The sequence below is a fragment of the Gammaproteobacteria bacterium genome (genome assembly GCA_013151035.1).
Lineage (GTDB): Bacteria > Pseudomonadota > Gammaproteobacteria > JAADJB01 > JAADJB01 > JAADJB01.
The window spans coordinates 1-20350 of the sequence record JAADJB010000026.1 but is presented as its reverse complement, the minus strand read 5'-3'; the positions used below and the strand labels follow the sequence as shown (position 1 = coordinate 20350).

General features: G+C 43.7%; 15 protein-coding genes and 1 pseudogene. 7 read left to right on the top strand and 9 right to left on the bottom strand.

Going from position 1 to position 20350, the window contains the following annotated elements; all coding sequences use genetic code 11:
* Positions 1-2973 carry a PAS domain S-box protein gene (locus GXP22_06575; GenBank protein ID NOX09138.1) on the top strand — a complete coding sequence of 991 codons (2973 nt, stop codon included), beginning with the start codon at positions 1-3 and terminating at the stop codon, positions 2971-2973.
* A gap of 6 nt (positions 2974-2979) precedes the next feature.
* Here GXP22_06575 and GXP22_06570 read toward each other — a convergent pair whose 3' ends face one another.
* Positions 2980-3834, bottom strand: coding sequence for a class I SAM-dependent methyltransferase (locus GXP22_06570; protein NOX09137.1), 855 nt, complete (start codon positions 3832-3834; stop codon positions 2980-2982).
* Positions 3835-4475: 641 nt separating this feature from the next.
* On the opposite strand from GXP22_06570, the gene GXP22_06565 reads away from it, so the two are divergent.
* From GXP22_06565 to GXP22_06550, 4 genes are all read left to right on the top strand, one after another.
* The gene (locus GXP22_06565; protein ID NOX09136.1) at positions 4476-5084 is read left to right on the top strand and encodes a hypothetical protein; all 609 of its coding nucleotides are present in this window, start codon (positions 4476-4478) and stop codon (positions 5082-5084) included.
* 2 nt (positions 5085-5086) lie between these two features.
* Positions 5087-6475, top strand: a complete 1389-nt coding sequence (locus tag GXP22_06560; protein ID NOX09135.1) for a hypothetical protein — start codon at positions 5087-5089, stop codon at positions 6473-6475.
* 102 nt (positions 6476-6577) lie between these two features.
* Positions 6578-7057: a hypothetical protein gene (locus GXP22_06555; GenBank protein ID NOX09134.1), complete on the top strand. Its 480-nt coding sequence runs from the start codon at positions 6578-6580 to the stop codon at positions 7055-7057.
* 662 nt (positions 7058-7719) lie between these two features.
* Positions 7720-8322 (top strand): VPLPA-CTERM sorting domain-containing protein, encoded by a 603-nt coding sequence (locus tag GXP22_06550; protein NOX09133.1) that lies wholly within the window; start codon positions 7720-7722, stop codon positions 8320-8322.
* A gap of 73 nt (positions 8323-8395) precedes the next feature.
* Here GXP22_06550 and GXP22_06545 read toward each other — a convergent pair whose 3' ends face one another.
* Positions 8396-9124 (bottom strand): hypothetical protein, encoded by a 729-nt coding sequence (locus GXP22_06545; protein NOX09132.1) that lies wholly within the window; start codon positions 9122-9124, stop codon positions 8396-8398.
* Positions 9121-9687 (bottom strand): sigma-70 family RNA polymerase sigma factor, encoded by a 567-nt coding sequence (locus GXP22_06540; GenBank protein NOX09131.1) that lies wholly within the window; start codon positions 9685-9687, stop codon positions 9121-9123. Before GXP22_06540 ends, GXP22_06545 begins: the two co-directional genes overlap by 4 nt.
* A gap of 216 nt (positions 9688-9903) precedes the next feature.
* Here GXP22_06540 and GXP22_06535 point away from each other — a divergent pair, with 216 nt between their 5' ends.
* Positions 9904-12066, top strand: a complete 2163-nt coding sequence (locus GXP22_06535; GenBank protein NOX09130.1) for a hypothetical protein — start codon at positions 9904-9906, stop codon at positions 12064-12066.
* Positions 12067-12263: 197 nt separating this feature from the next.
* Here GXP22_06535 and GXP22_06530 read toward each other — a convergent pair.
* From GXP22_06530 to GXP22_06510, 5 genes and pseudogenes are all read right to left on the bottom strand, one after another.
* Positions 12264-12350, bottom strand: a pseudogene (locus GXP22_06530) (VPLPA-CTERM sorting domain-containing protein).
* Positions 12351-13276: 926 nt separating this feature from the next.
* Positions 13277-13960, bottom strand: a complete 684-nt coding sequence (locus GXP22_06525; GenBank protein ID NOX09129.1) for a VPLPA-CTERM sorting domain-containing protein — start codon at positions 13958-13960, stop codon at positions 13277-13279.
* A gap of 290 nt (positions 13961-14250) precedes the next feature.
* Complete coding sequence (locus GXP22_06520; protein ID NOX09128.1) at positions 14251-15045, bottom strand: DUF2797 domain-containing protein; 795 nt, start codon at positions 15043-15045, stop codon at positions 14251-14253.
* Positions 15046-15093: 48 nt separating this feature from the next.
* A complete protein-coding gene (locus GXP22_06515; GenBank protein NOX09127.1) occupies positions 15094-16209 on the bottom strand; it encodes a response regulator in 1116 nt (371 codons plus the stop codon).
* 11 nt (positions 16210-16220) lie between these two features.
* The gene (locus tag GXP22_06510) at positions 16221-17135 is read right to left on the bottom strand and encodes a response regulator (protein ID NOX09126.1); all 915 of its coding nucleotides are present in this window, start codon (positions 17133-17135) and stop codon (positions 16221-16223) included.
* A 237-nt stretch (positions 17136-17372) separates the two neighbouring features.
* Here GXP22_06510 and GXP22_06505 point away from each other — a divergent pair, with 237 nt between their 5' ends.
* On the top strand, positions 17373-19679 hold the full coding sequence (locus GXP22_06505; protein ID NOX09125.1) for a PAS domain S-box protein: 2307 nt from the start codon (positions 17373-17375) through the stop codon (positions 19677-19679).
* A 2-nt stretch (positions 19680-19681) separates the two neighbouring features.
* Here GXP22_06505 and GXP22_06500 read toward each other — a convergent pair whose 3' ends face one another.
* Positions 19682-20122, bottom strand: a complete 441-nt coding sequence (locus GXP22_06500; protein NOX09124.1) for a CBS domain-containing protein — start codon at positions 20120-20122, stop codon at positions 19682-19684.
* Positions 20123-20350 lie beyond the last annotated feature (228 nt).

Genomic DNA, 20350 nt, shown 5'->3' with positions numbered 1-20350 from the left:
ATGTTAAACCTTCGTTCTGCCCGATCACCGATTGCTTACCGTCTGATTATCTATATCATCCTGTTTAGTTCCGCCATTACACTGTTAACCACCGCAGCCCAACTCTATCGTGACTATAGTTCTGACCTTGAACACATCCATGGTGAACTACAACAGATTGAAGGTGTTCACCTGGAAAGTCTCGCCTCCGCCCTATGGACATCCAATCGACAACTACTTCAAACCAGTATTGAGGGCATATTACAGATACGGGACATGCAATATGTCGAGATACGCGATACTGAACAGGTTTGGGCGCGCGCAGGAATAGAAACCGACAACAGCAGTAGAAATAATTCCATTGAACGCATCTACCCCATAAACTATCGCCATAGAGGCAAAGATATCAATATCGGTAGACTAAGCATTGTGGTCACCCTTGATGGCGTTTATCAACGTCTGATTAGCAGGGTATGGGTCATATTAATATCCAATGGACTCAAGACCTTTTTGGTCGCTATCTTTATTTATTTTCTCTTTCACCATCTAGTTACCAGGCATTTATCAAGAATTTCAGCATTCGCAGAAGAACATAATCCATTATCAGACCATCCGCCTTTAACCCTGGATAGAGACACCCAGAATTATGATGAATTCGATACCGTGGTCAAATCAATTAATGATATGCAACGCAGACTACAGCAACAGGTAACAGAAATTGGTCAACAAAAACAATATCTACTACAAACACTCAATAGCATTGGTGATGCCGTCATTGCCACCGATGCCGAGGGTAATATCACACGACTGAACCCAGTTGCAGAACAACTAACGGGCTGGTCATTAAAAGAAGCCAGGGGCCTATCGGTAAAAGATATTTTTCCTATCATCAATGCCAGTACCCGCAGAACCATTGAGAATCCCGTCGAAAAGGTTATTAGTAGCGGTGAGACCGTCTATCTTAGTAATCATACGACCTTGATTTCAAGAAATGGTAGAGAATATCAGATCGCAGATTCTGCCGCGCCCATTCGTGATGAGGAAAACAACATCCTCGGTATGGTGCTGGTTTTCAATGATGTAACAGAAGCGTATCGATTACGTCAGGCAGCAGCCACCAGCAAAAAACAGTACGAGACCCTGACAACAGTAGCGCCCGTAGGCATTTTTTATGCCAATAGACAGGGGGATTGTTTATTCATCAATAAAAAATGGAGTGAAATAACCGGTATCGCCATAGGAAAAGCACAAGGTGATAACTGGAAGAACGGTCTGCATCCACAAGACCGAGAACGAGTCCTTGCCGAATGGAGGCAATTAATTGAACAAAACAAACCATTCAAATGTGAATACCGTTTTCAGCATGCGAATAATATCCGTTGGGTACTCGGTGAGGCTCTAGCAGAAGAAGGAGAGAATAATGAGGTCGTTGGTTTTGTTGGCAGCATCACCGATATAACGGATCGCAAGAAGGCTGAAGAGGCTGTATTAGTGAGTGAGCAGGCAATGGCCGAGGCTCAACGTATGGCACATATTGGCAGTTGGAAACTAGATCCAGTAACCAACAAGTTACTCTGGTCTGATGAAGTTTATAGCATATTTGAAATTGATCCGAAGCAGTTTGAAGCATCATACGAGGTATTTATTAATGCAGTACACCCCGATGACCGGGAGAAAGTGCACTTTGCATACACAGAATCCTTGAAAAACAAAACCTTTTACAATATCAATCACCGCCTACGCATGTCCGACGGAAGCATCAAATATGTCATTGAGCGTGGCAAGACTATTTACGATGATAATGACAAGCCACTCTGTTCCACCGGTACCGTACAGGATATTACCGAACAGGTTATCCTCGAGGAAACCCTGCAACGTAGTCAGAAAATGGATGCCCTCGGTAAACTGACGGGTGGCATTGCCCACGACTACAACAATATGCTCGGTGTTATTATGGGTTATGCCAGTATCCTGGAAGAACAGTTAGGCGCACAGCCCAAATTGAGAAAATACGCCCAACAAATACATTATGCTGGTGAACGTGGTGCCAAGCTCACTCGAAAACTACTTTCCTTCTCCCGACACAAAAGTAGCGATACCGAAAAATTAAACCTGAACGTCTTGTTAAAAGAAGAACAGGATATGCTACAAAAAACCCTGACAGCACGGATTCAACTGTCCTTCGAGTTAAGCGATAATTTATGGTCAACATACCTCGATAGGGGCGATCTGGAGGACACCATCGTCAACCTGTGCATCAATGCCGCTCATGCGATGGAAGACAAGGGTTTATTAACCATCCTGACAGCTAACATACAGATCAATGAACTCGATGCCCGTTTATTACAAATAGACACAGGGGATTACGTCCTTCTCAGCATTACCGATACCGGATGCGGCATGAATAGCATTGAAAAAGAGAAGATATTTGAGCCTTTCTACAGTACCAAAGGTGACAAGGGAACAGGACTGGGGTTAAGTCAGGTCTACGGTTTTGTTACGCGTAGTCATGGTGCAATAAAGGTTTATTCCGAGCTTGATCAAGGCACTCAATTCAAACTCTACTTCCCTCGTTGTGAGAGAAATAATCAATACAACACCTCTCAGAAAGAAAATAACCCAGCAAGTATCCAAGGGAATGAAACTATTCTTATCGTTGACGATGAACCCGCATTACTCGCATTAAGTAGTGAAATTTTGAGCCAGCAGGGTTATCAAATCCTGTGTGCTAACAATGGACAACAAGCCATAGACATCCTTGAAAACGAATCTATCGACCTGCTTCTGTCTGATGTCATTATGCCCGAAATGGATGGTTATGAGCTTGCTGCCATTGTTGAAGAAAAATACCCAGAAATAAAGATACTATTAGCTAGCGGCTTCAATGATGAACGTCACAGGAACATGGTCAATGAAAACCTGAGTAATAATTTACTCCACAAACCTTATAATTCACAAACCCTGCTTAAAAAAATAAGAAATTTACTAACATAAATATATTCACTTATCCGCATGGGCGATCCAGGTCGCACCAGACATACGCAGGGTTCCATCCTTACTAAAGGTATCAGCCATCTTGATCACGTCATTAATGTAGGCAACCCGGGAACTATCATCCAGTTGCCTGACCAGCGCCATAACCGGTGCTGCCAGATCGGATATTGCCTCCCAATAGGCTCGGCCATCAGCGACTTCAAGCACATCAATGACCAACTCTTCCAACACGACATTCTGAAAACCTGCTGTCTCCAGCATGTTCTGTATCCGCTGCGGATCAGCAAAGGCAAAGATGCCAGGGGTACCGGGAGGTGGTTTGGGGATATCCATATAGTGCGCCAACGTCTGCATAAGTACACCAACAAAGGGGTTCTTATCCGGGGCAGCCCAACAAGCAAGGCTGATACGCCCACCGGATTTTAACGCCTTACAGGCTGAGAGCAGGCATTTCTCCGGCTCAGGCATAAACATCAAGCCCCAACGTATCGTTACTGCATCAAACTCACGCCCCGAAAAATCAAGTGTCTCCGCATCCAGGCAATGAAATTCAATATTTTCCAACTTAGCCAGAGCCGCCTTATCCCGAGCCACAGCCAACATCTCTTCAACCAGGTCCGTACCAACAACCAGCCCCGTCTCACCGACCCTCTGTGCAGCCGATAGCGCTGGTTCTCCGGTACCCGAGGCAATGTCCAACAGGCGACTACCCGAGGTGATAGCCACCCGATCAAGCATACGTTCGGTCACGGGAGCCGCGCCTTTTTTCAACAATTCATCGCGTCGGCGCCAACCTTCAGCTGCCGCGGCCCAGTTGTCACGTTCACGTTGCTTTAATTCTGATTTATCTGCCGTATGCATAATATCCCAATCCTGTATCGCATATGAATACCCGAGAATAAGGGTAGGAAGCACAAAACACAATTAATGACTAAAAAATAGCAATATACTTTACACTTTATAATACACCGCAAAAAAGTCATAACATATTGAAACAAATAAAATAAATGTGTAAAATAAGCTGATTTTTTCATCCTCACACAAAACAAGACGGTTTTTTTTACACCAAGAAAAAAACCAAAAAACAGCACTAACTTCATGATAAAAAAATGAATTATATTAATTTTAATTAGAAATGATATATTTTTTTGTCGAATAAAATTACACTATCTCTTACCCATACCCCTCATAAAGAACACATAAAACACTTAACCTATTAAAAAATAACAACAATTATAAACAGGCATAAATATTGCTTCTGGATATTTTGAATTATAATTAATTTTAAAGAAAAACAATTAAGTTTTACATGGAGATATAAAATGAAATCAATCCGATTCTTATTGGTGCTTGCGCTCGGTTTGTCCAGTGGGCTCATAAATTCAGCAAATGCAGCTCTCATAGGGGCCTGTACCTTCCCCGGGGGATGCGCTCCCGACTTTAACATAGTCGGTTTAACGGTTGATTATACCTATGATGGTGGTCTTAATGAGGGAACACTAGTGGTAAACGGAACCGCAGGCAACACCTCTTTCCTCCCTGATCAACTCAGCCCTTGGCCTGATGCATCAGATATGACAGGCATTGCCGCAGGAACTAATCCGGATACCTCTATCCTTGTAAGCCCTGCAACAGGGCCAGGCAATGACGATTTCTCTATGACAATGTCGGTAGATAGTAGTGGCAATCTACTCGGTGGCTCAATGAGCCTGAATGGTAAAGTTGCTCAATATTTTGGTGGCTTTAGCAATACAAACCCACTCTTCCAGACACCTGGACTTTATACCGCCACCGCAGCAAATGGCACCGTACTAGATGGTGCCTTGATCAGTGGTAGCAGCATAACCGCGATGGGATTTGATGGAACTACTATCGATTTTCGTGCCATCATCGATTCAGCCAGCCTGCTGAGCCTAGCGGGTTATGGCTCTACCGCAGAAGGTATTCTATCCCTAAGCGGTATCACCTCATCAACAAATACGGTCAAATGGGATGAAAGCTGGACAGTCTCATCAGCAACGCTGGATGTTGCCGTACCTGTACCTGCTGCATTCTGGCTCTTCCTATCAGGTATAATCGCACTTTTCTCAACCTCAAAATCAAGGAGATAACAATGAAAACAAAAAAGATTCTTCTATTAGCCACGGTGGCATTGCCTGTTTTTGCAGGAAGTGTATCTGCAGCACTACTGGGTATTACCCCTGGGCAACCACTGTTCAACTACAACTCTGGTGGCACGACCGTATTTGATGCAACCACTGGCGCACTGAGTGTTAATGCGACGGCCCTGGACTACACCCAGGTGGGTGGTACAGCGTTACCCATCTATCCACTCGCAACAGCCCCGGCTGTAACCATGAACATCTCATTGGATAGCACTTGTAATCTGGTTAGTGGTGATCCAGGCGGTGATGATCTCACCGTAGCTGGCGATATCGACCTGAATCAGGATTTTGTCCCTGAATATTCAGGCACCTTACTAACAGGTGAGATTATATCATTAGGCCTGGATCCTGCCAGTACTACAGTAAGAACGACCTTTGATGCAAGGTTTGCAATAACTGGTGGTGCATTAGTAACCGCTGGCGACTATGTTGTTGGTGCCGAGGTCGGCATGATACTCAATGTTGAGGGCAATAATTTCACTGGAGATTGCCTGACAAACTGGAATGGCGGTGCAAAAGGACAAATCGGCGCTGTTGAGCCAGCCATTGTCGTCCCTCCTGTTGCCACCTGTTATGATGTCAAAAAGATATTTGTTCGTGATGGCAAGAAAAACTATCGTCACTATGGCCGTTATGGAAAATCAAAATCCAAGATTAAGGTTGCATTATCAACAAGTTGCCCCGCTAATTTTGATTCCACTCAGTCACTGGTAGTATTATCACTTGATGGTGAAACCTTTGAATTCCCGATTGGTTCATTTGCCAAGGTCGGTAACAAGGATAAATATCGCGCCTGGATTGGTGGTTCTCCACACCTGGCCGCAACACTGAACTGTACCAAGGGTAAATTCAGCTTCATCGCCTCCAGGGCAGATAACAGTCAGATTGATAATAGTGATGGTGTAGATGTAACGCTGGTACTCGGTGATGTAACCGCAACCAGCAACGTTGTGCTACAGGAAACAGGGCATCACTACTGGAAGAAAGGACATAACAATGTTTCCTACTACCAGAATGATACCCCATTGGATTGTTCAACGACTGCTGAAGCTGAAGAGTCAGACATGCATGAGATCAAGATTCGTCATAAATCTTCTGGCAAGATCTACTCCTTCCAGCGCGCCAAAGGTGGGTATGGCAAGAGCTGCCTGGTCTATGATGCAACCTCTGGAGACTATGGCTCTTTCGATACATCGAAGCTAACCACAGTCACCTGTGGATCAAGTGACGCAAACTTCGAAGTCGTTAGCATTGAGCATAAGTACAATAATCAATCTTGTACGCTGCTAAGTGAAGACGAAGAAGATGATGACACAGAAGACAACCAGAATGATTAGTCAAGACTAATCTAAGGAGAACAAAAGGCTCGCTAACGCGAGCCTTTTTTATTGCCCAATATTTTTCTTATGAAAACTCGATACCTAACGATAGCCATACTCTTGTTGACACTCATTACAACAGGCATCTTTTTTTTCCCCAATAACAAAGATATCCCCGTTCAAGACGAGACAACACTTGACCCTGAAAGCACATCTGTAGCAAAAGAACCGTCAGATAAAAAACCATCACCAGCTCTGCCCAAGGAAATCAAACCCTCCGATATTAAAGACGAATTCACCGGTATTAATGAACAATTTGATGACGAACCCCGGATACAAAAAATGTGGATAAACCGGGGGCAGGACATCACCTTAAATAATTACCCTGCAGCAGATGCCGCCGATTTCCAGCATACTTTCTTTCATCGAGGTTTTAAAAACCGTGTGGTTACCTGTGGCGAGGTACAATTCAGATCGGAGGGGATCGCTATTAGCAACTATCAACGTTTCATCTATGTTGGCATACAATCCAGCTATCTGGAAAGTGACGTTATCAACTTTGATATTTTCTGGGATAAACTTTGTGTTCAGACCTACTAAATCGTCAGAAAAAATTACACTTAAAAACCGTCTGTCAGTCAATATAAGCAACAAAAAACAACGCTAATAAACTGATAAATAAAGGATTAATATCACATCTTAAGAAAGACAACATCAATTTATATGTCGAATAACTTTACAACCCACTATTAAACTCCTTAAGGGATCAAACCATAATTACTCATAACTCATTGTAAATAAAGTGAAATTATTTGTTGGCATCAATACTGCATAGTATTAATTAAATATTGATGCTGGTTTTAATAAACCACTCTGATAGCCGGAAGAACTTACACTTTAAATTACACGGGCAAACAAACATAAGTGACTGATTATTAATAAATAAACGTATAAAATAACGCCAGCTGTAAAGAATAATGAAAAGCTATTCATTATTCTTTACAGCTGGCGTATCATCCATCAAATAACTCCAACTATTTGATAAAAAAGGGTTTATCTTCATTTAAGAGGATAAACACCCTTGCCTTTGTGTCGAATAATATTACACATCCCCCTTAAGCAACCTGATAAAAAACCAACAATCACTGATAAGTGATTGAAAATCAATGTCAATTATTAATAGGCATGGATTTTGCTCTGGTTGTATTCGAAGAATAATAAATGCTTCAATAAGAATACTAAATAGACAAAGGGAATAGACAATGAAAGACATAAAAAAATTAGCGTCATCACTCGTTGCTGCGCTCAGCTTATTAACAGCAGGCTCAGCAGCAGCCACCACTGTTACACACTACAGCGATGTCTATAATGCTGGAGAGATCACATTAAGCACCAGTGGCACTAATAACGACTCATGGATATTTAACATTACCACCGATGGTTTTAATCCGGTTTCTCAAGACGTATCATCCGCCACTATCATATTAGAGTGGGAAGAAGATGAGGATGACGATAAGAGCCATGACACTGATAACGATGGAGAGGATGATGAACCTGAGGAACATAAATCAGGTACGGTTACCCTCGCTAATCTTACCGTTGGTACAGAAAACTTCAGCAGCGTCACCAGTGAAACAGCCATCACCGTGGGACTGACGTCAATAATAACCTTGAGTGCAACAGGTGAACTGAGCGCAACTCTGGAGGTGACCTCAGGTGAGATCGAATTTAAAAAAGCAACGCTAGATGCATCAGCAATAGAAGCTACTGTAACACCACCTACAGCGGTACCTATACCGGCTGCTATGTGGTTGTTTGGTTCAGGTCTGATAGGCTTATTTGCAATAGCAAGACGACGAAAATAAAAAATAAGCGCTGCTTTATCTTAATTTCGGGACAGACTTAATGTCTGTCCCGGATTTTTTTACCCGCTAAACCCTAGATCTTGATATAAGCCCAGCCCTGCTGTTTCTTATCAATCATCTCACCTAAGGCAGAAGGTACTATCTTCACACCCGGCAATAGATTAACATCCGTCTTATACTGTGACTTCAAACGATCAATCGTTTTCTTACAGGCAAGAAAAGCAAGATTATCATAACGTGATTGTAGTGCATTAATCCGTTCAGCAAAGTCTGCACCCCCCACTCTTAACAAACCGAGCCCCTGGCCATTGGCAAGGATCTCAACCTCAGGTTGATTTGCACGCCCTTCATAACGCTTCAATAAGGATTCTGTTTCTTCCAACACTGTCGCCAGTTTTACCGGATCATTCGTTGTGACATGAAGTACCAGACGCGGATTATCATGTAAGCCATGATTCACCTCTACCGTCTCGGCAAACTCCAGTAAATTAGGAGAATGATTAAGAGACTGTGTATACCAGCCACCCAGCACACCCACACTCAATAATACGCTTGCTGCCAGTGCTGTAGTTGCCCATTCTGTCCAGGGGGTCTTTAATTTATAAACGACTGTAGCGGTTGGCACCTCAATACAATCATAGGCATTTTTAGTCATTTCCTTAACCTTCTGCAACTGACAGACACGACCCGCCAGGGACTCATCATCCCGGATCTGATCCAGCAGCCTGGCTCTATCATCAACACCTAATTCATTATCAATATAGGCATTGATAAAATCATCTGAAAATTCATTCTGACTCATTGCTTCTCTCTTATTGAATATACATTCGTAGCCTTAACATCATAGACATCAAGTTGACTGCGTTGCGGCAATAACAATACTGCCAATTTTTTTCTTGCTCGACTCAAACGACTCATGACCGTGCCCATCGGGATCTCCAGAATCTCCGAAACATCAATATAACTGGCACCACCAATATCAATCAGCGTGACGATCTGGCGTTGATCCTCAGGCAAATCGCTAATCGCCTGATGCACAAGATCATTAACACGCCGCCGCGCATATTGTGTTTCGGGATGATCTTCCTCAGACAGGCTATAGTCCTGAATATCATCCATCTCACGCTGTTGTCGACAATAATCGCGCCAACAGTTGGCGAGTATCTTGTATAACCAACCATCCAGGGCAGCGTGTTCCTTTAACTGATCAATCTTCTTCAAGGCCTTTTCCATCGCCTCCTGGGTGAGGTCATCCGCAATGCTCTGACTATGTGACCAGGCATAGGCGATACGGTAAAGACGCACACGGCTACGCGTCAGATCAATCTGACCCAATCGCCTTTTGTTACACAGCTGTTTTAAAATATTCACCGCAACATCTTAACATTTCCCCTTCCTTCTATATAGACGCAAGAAGATGAGGAAATATTCCCTCTATTAGTATTTTAATACATACTATTTATTGATTATTGTCATGTTTTTTTCAAAGAAGGGAATAAAACGCTCGCCTATAACGTCTTAATAAATGTTAAGGCGAATAATAACTATATCGCCTGTTAAACAATAATCTTGGAGGATCACATGAATAAGCCACGCGCTTTCATTAAAAAATATCTGGGGGCAAGCATAACAACACTGCTAACCCTCGGTATAGCCACATCATCTGCTTATGCCCGACATGAGCATGAACACCATGACAACAACCGTTTTAACATCACCCTGATGCAATTATCTGATGTTCACGGAAATATCATTCCCCATGCCGGTGTTATCCATAATCCGGATGGCACAACGCGTTATGTACAAAACGCCGGTGGCGTAGCTAAACTCAAGACCCTGGTCAATGAGGTTCGCGCCAGCAGCAACAACAGCCTGTTACTGGCCGTTGGCGACTCGACTCACGGTACCGCTGAGACCATGTTTACCATTGGTGATGCTATTATGCCTGCGCTGAATGCCTTTGGCATTGATGCCTACACCCCAGGTAACTGGGAATTTGGCTACGGCCCTGCTGTATTCCGCAATCGCTTTACAGCACCAACAGGACCACTCCCGGCTAACCTCCGAGTTATGGCAAATGCCTATGATGGCCCTGGCGTCACCAAGGCAACCTTCCCGACACTGGCTGTTAATATCTACAATGCCAACGGTGAGCCAATCCCTGCACCTGGACGTAACCGTCGTGTTCTGCCTGCTTATAAGGTATTCGACATGGGTGGAGAACCGGTTGCTGTTATCGGTATCACCGCGTCGATTGTGCCGCAACAAGCCAATGTCTTTAATATCGGTTTCCGCTTTACTCAGGGCATCGAAGAACTACCTGGCATCATTGATGAAATCAAGGATCAAGGCATTGATATGATCGTGGTTCAATCTGAATTGGGGCTTCCCCAAAACATCCAGATCGGTAAGATGTTCAAGGATGTCGATGTTGTATTATCCGCACATACCCATGAATTAACCCTGGGTGCTTTGTTGGTAAACCAACATGAAACAATAGCAACCACACCAGGTTCCAATCTGAGTGGTTATGAAAGACATATGCTTGCCAAGGGTGCCGCTATCGTGGTTGAGACCACCGAAGACTTGTATCTTGGTCGCCTGGATCTACGGGTTAGAAACGGTCATGTCAGAGACTTCAAATGGACAGCCATACCGGTAGATGATGATGTCATTGAAGATCCAGCCATGAAGATCATTGCCGATGCAGCAGAGGAACCTTTTATTGCTGGTGCTGACAATGCCGTTGCGCGTCACAGCTTTATGCCTGGTGGTTACTGCCCGGCAAATAACTGTGGTGATGTAACCGTACGCGGTCATCAATTAACCGAAGATCTGGATACCGTTGTTGGTTATACCGATGTGTTACTCAAGCGTAGTCACGTATTGGAAGATGTAATCAACAATGTCATCGCTGATGCCATGCGTAGCATTACCGATCCAATTGTATCCAGTCAGACCGACTGGACAAATGGTGTCGATCTATCCATGACCAATGGCTTCCGCTTTGGCAATGTGATTCTATCCAGTAATGAGGGTGGCAGTGGTGAAATCACTCTACGTGATCTTTATACGCAATTCCCTATCAGCCCGGCTGTTGCTGTTGCTGAATTCTCTGGTTTAAGCATTGAAAGAGATCTGGAATCGGTATTATCTGCTGTGTTTAATCGCAACCCCTTCCTGCAACGAGGTGGCTGGTATGTTGGTCTGTCCAACATTACACAAAAGGTTGATCTGGACAATCGTCCATTCGGCACATCCAGTGGCCGTATTGTAGAGACTATGGTTGGTGGTGTACCTTTAGATCCGAGCAAGCGTTATGTATTCGCTTCATGTTTCCCGCATGGCGAACCACTGGATCGAATCTGTCGCACCAATGGTGGCGAAAAACATCAGTTCTTTGAACTGGCTAATGCCGACGATTACAACAGCGCAATCACCGTTGTACCGCCGTTAAACACCACCAATATCATCCGCTTTATTACTCACCCTGTAACAGGCAGACGTGTACCTATCGTTAAGCAGGTTGCACCGGATCGTTTCGTACATCCAGTACAAGTACTGAGACGCTTCCTGGATGAGAATGGAACCATCTATGAGGCAGACTTTGCAGTTGGTCGAGTACAGAATGTTGATTCCACCACCGTGGGTAATCCAGCATCACCTGCACCAGCATCAACAATTGATCCGCTGTTCATTCAGCCGCCAGAAGGCATGGGACCTAACTTCTTTGCCGTTCGTTAAAACTTCTCTACAGTAACGATAGTTACTGATTTAGGCGGCGCTTTTGTGCCGCCTTTTTTTGTCTGCGATTACATCGCTATTCTTTTAACTCAAGAGACAGAGATTGCGTTTCTCTATCAGAGACCCTTGCCCGCATGGACGCGGGCGTGGAGCCTACACGGATGTATTCACGGCGTGTCTCGAACCTACCACACACCTTATCTCTTTTTATGTCGAGCCATACCCACCAGTCCCAACAGACCTGAACCAAACAACCATGCCGCAGCAGGAACAGGTACCGTTGAATAATTATAGATCACCGTCACATCAGCACTGGCATCGGTAGTAAACCAGGTAACTAAGTTACCTGAACCCGTACCCATGGACTGTGCGCTTGCACTCACGCCCAGATCAATCGTACCAGCACCGGTAAAGAGTGCCAGATCAGCGGCTGAGGTCGTGCTTGCCGAGTTCGACAGCGTTGCCGTCAAACCTATATATGCACCACCTGAAGTCCCGCTCCAATCAATAACAGTATCAAAAGGACCCGGTGTAGCAACGACACTCACAACAGGAAAGACAACAACCAAAGGAGCTCCGGATGGACGCGCCAACTCAAGCATCGCTTCCAGACTCAAGGTGACCGTTGAAGGTGCGCTATCCATACTCTCATACCTTGCATCACCTGCTACCACACCTGTAATTTCAAAGGAGACCGAATCCAGAGTACCGAGCGAGCTATCAAACTGATTAAAACTCAGTGTATTACTCCAATTAGTATTGGACATTGCAATAGCATCACTTTGCGAAATAACTGCTGCATTAACATTACTGGATAAAGTCATAGCCCCCGCCAGAATCAAAGCTCCTACCAATGCTGAGGTCTTATTATTGTGCTGATTAAACATGTTTGTTCACCTATCATTTATTAACTCATTTACTTTATGTATGCACAGAGCATGCCAATAATTAAATTCTAATTAATATCAATGAGATAAAGCTATATAGTCATAAAAAAAACAGGTATTAAAGGTGTTTTTGTAAAATATACCGCTACAACCCGATAAAAAAATGAATGAAAAGTGTAAATAAAACAAATAAAAATAACATTTATACTTTAATATCAATTAGATACATAAATTACATGAATGTAAAATATTTCGACACGCATTATTCAGGCAATAAAAAACCCCGCCATTAGGCAGGGTTTTTTATTAAAAAAGACTGGCTATCAGCTCTTTTTACGTCGTGCCACACCGACCAGACCTAACAGACCTGAACCGAATAACCATACCGCAGCAGGGACAGGAACGGCTGTCGTATAATTGTAGGTCACTGTCACATCAGCAGAAGCATTGGAAGTAAACAAGGTAGCCAAGTTACCTGGACCACTACCCGAGGACTTACCCATAGAAAACACACCCAGATTAATAGTACCTGGACCTGTGAATAAGGCAAGATCACCAGCAGAACTACTGCTTGCTGTCTCGGTCAAATTGGCACTTAGACCACCAAAGGTTGATCCTGAGGGACCATCATAATCAGGATTACCATCCGATGCACTAGCTAATTCTGACACAGTAGTCACTGGTAATGATGTCACTACCGTTGAGCTATCTGGACGAATCAAGGTCAACAAGGCAGATAAATCCAGATATACCATCGCTGCAGATGTATCTGTGCTTTCATAACCCGCTGAACCCGATACATTACCTGTTAATGAAAAATCCACAGAGTCCAGTGTACCCAAAGAAGGATCAAACTTGGAAAAACTCAGTGTATCCGTCCAGTTGGTTGGCTGTAATACGCTTGAATCACTAAATGAGACAACCGCTGCACTGGCATTGCCAGAGATTGCCATCACACCTGCCAAGATCAAAGCCCGACCTAATATTGATTTCCTATTCATTGTCATTTCCTGTTCCACCCTGTTAATAAATTCGTTATTTGATTGTTCGTAGTGAAACAATATGCAGATGTCATGCCAATAATGAAATAACACTTAAAATCAATAGGTTATAAAAATAAGCACTCTCGAAAATTTGGGGTGTGTAAAAAAAACCGTCGAATTAAGCATGGTTAATAATGATAATACCTAGAAATAAACCGAAAACACGCAATTTAATACTTAAATATCATGGGCTTGTGATGAAAGTGACAAATATCAAAAAACCGTAAAAACCAACAAGCTAGATATAAAATATGCTAACAGCCAAACACCACATTATAACCAGCAAACTTCCGAATATTAATCACACCACTATCCAATATAAGGTACTGCCCCTTAATACCTTGCAGTATTCCTTTAACTTCGGGTGTCTTGTCCAGGTTCAATGACTTAACCTTGAGCGGATATTGAGCAACAGGAAAACAAATATCAACGGGGCTCTCTTGCCTCAGATAAGTAATAGAGCTTGCACCCTGCCGCTGTTCGATAGCCGCCAATTCCTGCTGACACAGGGCATACAGTTCATCTCGTTTAGCAGACAGATCAACAGGATCAGGAACGCCCTTCAACATCCGTTGCCAATGGGTCTTGTCGGCCACATGAGCTTTCAATGCCACTTCTACCAGACCCGAGGTCAAACGATCTTTAACGCGAAATATCGGCAATGCCTGTACGGCGCCCTGATCCATCCAGCGTACAGGGATCTGAGTCCCCCGGGTAATGCCTACCTTGATACCCGATGAATTTGCCAGATAGACATAATGATCCTGTAGACAATACTGCTCACCCCAGGTAGGCTCTCGGCAACTGCCCTCAGCGTAATGGCATAGCTCAGGTTTAATAATACAGGAATCACATTGCGCCAAAGAACGCAGGCAGGGATAACAATAACCTTGGTTAAAACTCTTGTTGATCGGGCGATCACAAGCGATACAATTAATTCGCCCATCATGGTGCAAGGTGATCTCTTTACCCATCAGATCATTAATATCAACCCGATCATCACCAATGGGGAGTTGATACTGAACCACATCACCCAGGTGGGTGTGCATCTTTCCCAGATTACCGGAATACTTCATAACACAATAAACATACCGGAATCATTCACCGATAGCCTGCTTTAATTGACTAATAATCAAACCAAAACGTTCATCCATGGCAACACCTTCTGCATGCATCGCGTCGGTATTTTTCTCTGCCTGATTCACCAGCGTCATCAAAGCCGTTTCCTGCTCGGCCGTCAGCCCCAGATTCATAAAAGATGCCTCGATCTCACCTGCCAAGTGTGATAATTCCTGCGCCACATTACCCTGTATACGCCTCTGTTCAAGATCAAGGTCCTGCATCTCAGTCTGTGCGATTTCAATCGTATCAACCAGTGCCAGCTGGGTATTAATCGCCCTTATTCGTGCATCAATGCCATCAACCAGGATAGCAATATTGTCCTTGATACGCCCAAATCGATCTTCATCACCAATGGGATTATCCTTGGTTAACAAGGAAACAAGCCTGCCGTTATAGATCACCTTTTCATTAATCGTATAGATGCGTCCCTTATCCCTGAGTTGTTCCAGCACGGTTGCTTCCAGCGGGCGATGTTTAGTATCACTGGTAAACACACCCACCCGTTCACCACCTTCACCCTTATATACCACCAGGGTCGCACTCAGACCATACGCCAGACTACATTCAAACGCCTTCTGCGCAACCTCTTGATAGCTATTACAGCTAAAACTTTCCTGTAAAAAGCGTAATACCAGACCGAGCTCACTAGTACTGGTCATTGCCGTCATTGCCGTTTTTGAGGCAAAATCGGACATATCCTTTAACTGAGCCTTCTCCTGGGTATTCTCCAGCATCAGGTTAATCTTGATAAGCAACTCACGTTCATTAAAAGGTTTGGTTATATAATCATCCCCACCCGCATCATAGCCTGCCATACGTTCGTCATAGGATGCTAGGGCAGAGACAAAGATAATGGGTAACTGCTTGTATTCAGGAACCTCCCGTAATGCAATACAGGTATCCAAGCCATTCATTAGCGGCATATTAATATCCAGCAAGATCAAATCCGGTTTACGTTCCTTTACTGCATCCAGACACGCCCGCCCATTATCAACACAGATCAATTCATACTGTTCACCCAGTAATTCTTCCAGAATAACCTGATTAACAGGTTCATCATCCACACCCAGAATATATGCCTTATCACCCACAACCCGCTCCTTTAGTTTCCTTGAATATCCGATACAATACGCACACAATTCCCGTTCCCCGAGTACTCAATCAAATCGGCAAACAGATAAGCGAGCGCTATACCACGGCCATGATTATCGTAGATCCGTTCGGGTGACATCTCTGTATACTTCCTCCAGTCAAAACCATCCCCGTGATCATTAATCTCAATCGCAATGCTATTGCCATCACGCTTACACTCAACGGCAACTGACTTCTGATCTTTATCAAGTTGCTGCAGGCGATGATTAACCTCTTCCTCCCAGCCACCTGCCTCAATTAATTTTGTCTTTGCTTCATAGCCGATACGCGCCACACCATGTTCAATGGCATTGAGTAATAATTCATAGAGTGCCAGCAGTATCCTGTCCAGCCCTGGATACTGACTCACAATATTAATTGCCAGATTATGCACCTCCTCCAGGGAATGAATGGTAAAGGATTCTGCTGTTATAGTGGACTGGTCAGGCTTATGCGCTTGCAAATCCTTACGCAAATTATTGTACAGAAAATGATCGCGCGCAGCTGTCTGCACAATCGATATCAGGGAGTCACCATTGAATGGTTTTGTCAAATAATAATAGGCACCTGCCGAGATCCCTTCCCGAATCTCGTCATCACTGGCACATGCGGTTTGCATAATAACAGGAATATGCATCAGAACCGGATGAGAATAAATTCTGGCAAGAACTTCCATACCGCCCATATCCGGCATCATTCGATCAAGCAGTATCACATCAAACCTCTCCGGGTCTGCTTCCAGCATCTTCCATGCCTCCATTCCATTACCAATAGTAGTGATTTCATAATGATAAGGCGACCCAACCTCCTCAAACAGGTCGCAGATAATCATCAAATTCAATCCTTCATCATCAACAGCCAGAATTTGTGCCACAGGTAAATTCATAAATCCCTCTCACATTCCATTTCATTGACCAGGTTCTCCATGACCGTGTCAGATCAAAACAACATAGCAAAAAATACAACTTATTCCTAGCAGTATATACAGACAGAACAGGATAACAGGAAATAAAACCGACAAAATCGCTCACCGGGTAAAACCTGATAAAATCTGTGCTATTACTCAGGGTCAGCCATAGGTTATGATCTCCCTGTCCACTTTGTTACTTTAAGGCCTGGAAACATGACAAAACTCAGGGATCGACCGGTACAACAACAGTTATTCTTCTGGTTTACTGTTATCGCACTGATACCCTTGTTTATTGGTGCCTCATTCAGTTATTACTTCTCTACCCGAGCCATAGAACAAACCATTGAAAACAAACTGCAAATCATCGCACAGGAAAAGGCACGCTATATCAACGCACATATTCGTGAGCGTATCAAACAGGCCTATTCATTAAGTATTAATCCTGAATTAATCCAGGAATTCTTACATTATTACAATCATGGTGAGGAACATCACTATGTCCACCCATTATCCGATGCTATTATCCAGCACCTGCAACAATACCGGGATATTACCGACCTTTATGATATTTTTATAATCACTCCCGGTAAAGAGATCATACGCAACACCCGCAAGGATAATAAGCTATGGGACAGGATTCACACTCTCCCCTATAAGCAATTTATTCATAGCTTGTCGCTGAAACATGCGGGTAAAACCCAAGAAGAACAGGGTTATTATCTGTATATTAATCCCGATGAAAAAATAAACCTGATTACCCTGCCCATGACTAGCCAGGGCAATATCATTGCCTATGTCGCCATACAACTTATGCCAGACGAACTCATCAATCTAAGCAATGACTATAGCGGTCTGGGCGATAGTGGTGAGATCCTGATTGTATCCTGGCACAACCAGAAACTTGAATTTATTACCCCGCCAAGACATGCGCAAGAAGCGCAGAAAAACAAAGACTACCTGGACACAAGACAGGCACAAACACTCATCAATGCGGCCAAAGGCCATTCGGGTATGGGGCGATTCATTGACTATCGCAATAAGGAGGTCATTGCCAGTTGGTCTCATCTGGATTCAGCAAACTGGGGCATCATCACCAAGATTGATATCGATGAAGCACAACAACCCATACACGAATTGACTCAAAAAACCATTATTATTGTCATTGCCTTGCTCATCATCATGGCAATAGTAACTTCCCTGTTTTCCAGACACATGATTGCCCCCATACACAAACTGATTGCTATCACCCGCAAGATGGCAAGAGGTGACTTTTCTGTGCACATCCCTATCGATAACACCGATAGCAAAAATGAAATTATTGAACTATCAAACAGCTTTAATCAAATGGCAGAGATGCGAAATAAATATGATATGGATATGAAGAACAACCATATCAGACTGGACACCTTAATTAATAATGCATCCGAGGGCATACTGACTGTTGATGAGGAACAGAAAATAACCTTGTTTAACCCGGAGGCAGAACGGCAATTTGGTTATTCAGCTAAAGAAGTGCTTGGCAAGAATATGAATATCCTGTTACCCCGATATGTGCATGATAAACACCTGCAGTATGTGCATCAATTTAGAGACTCAAAGGAACGAAAAACAAACGAACGAACCCTCTTGTTAGCCGGTCAGCACCGCGATGGAACAACATTTCCAGCCCGTGTGAATCTATCCAAGGCACGTATTAATCATCAGTGGTATTTTACTGCCTTTATCAACGATGTCACCCAGCAACAGGATGCCGAGAAAAAACTCATTGCCACGAAAAATGAGGCTGAACGTGCCAACCAGGCAAAATCAGAGTTTCTAGCCAATATGTCTCACGAACTCCGTACGCCCATGCACGGTATTCTCAGCTTCGCCAATTTGGGTCTGAGGCGTATTGACTCCTTATCAACAGAAAAAATCGAAATGTATTTCCAGCAGATCAGCAATAGTGGTGATCGTCTGCTCAACCTGCTAAACGATCTGCTTGACCTGGCCAAACTAGAGGCAGGAAAAATGGAGATGTCATCCTCATCCCAAAGCCTGCAAACAGTAACCGAGATCGCCATCAACGAACAACGCGCACGACTGGACGAAATGGATATCAATATTATCTGGGCCGATGATAACTCGGCTGGTGACGGGATATTTGACAAGGAGAGGATCGCTCAGGTTATCACCAACTTGCTATCCAATGCCATCAAATTTACTCCGTCTGGTAGCAATATACATATTCATATCGAACAGCAATTCTCCGGGCAATACGACATGTTGCACTTCAGCATCTATGATGAAGGTGATGGCATACCTGAGGACGAGATAGAAACTATCTTTGGAAAATTTAACCAAAGTAGTCGAACAACGACAGGCACCGGGGGAACAGGACTTGGATTACCTATTTGCCAACAGATCATTGAGGCTCATAGCGGTAAGATATGGGCAGATAACAAGCCTGATGGTGGAGCATTATTTCAATTTACTATACCGGTCAATGCGATGTGTTCACTTAAAAACAATAATAGCTAAAGTCAGCCGACACTAACATCGGCAATATTTTTCTTGAAAAGAGCCTTGTGTACATCACCCATGCTCAGCATACCCACCAACTGTTTCCCATCTGTCACCGGGATACGACGAAAACGATGTCGTACCATAATAGAGGTTGCCTTAAGAATAGGCATATCGGCAGATACACTAATAACACCGCCACTCATCAGGTCACTCACCTTCAGGTTAATAACGGATGAGTAAGTATTTTCCATACCTTCAAAATCCATAGTCACCATACTATTCATAGAATCTTCCAGCGACGGGAAGAGATAGTGAAGCACATCTTTTTCAGCAATAAAGCCAAGCATTGTTTCATCGTCATCAATCACGGGAAGACCACTTATACGATACAGTGTCATGGTCGACACCACTTCACGCAGTGGGGTATCCGCATTAACTGTACGACAATGGCGGGTCATAATATCCTCAACATGCATTGGCTATTCTCCTCAGGCTATCTAAAAAAGCACATTATACGCTACTTCCAACAGCTTACACTCTCCCAAAAGGGTTAACCTGACATTGATCAAGACTTTTTAAGAGCACAAGCAATTAATGGCTCTTCAGGAAAATTAGTGGGTAAAATATAGCGGATTCGTAACAAGAGAGATCGTTTTTCAGGGGATTAGGGTAGAGCATCCTGCCCC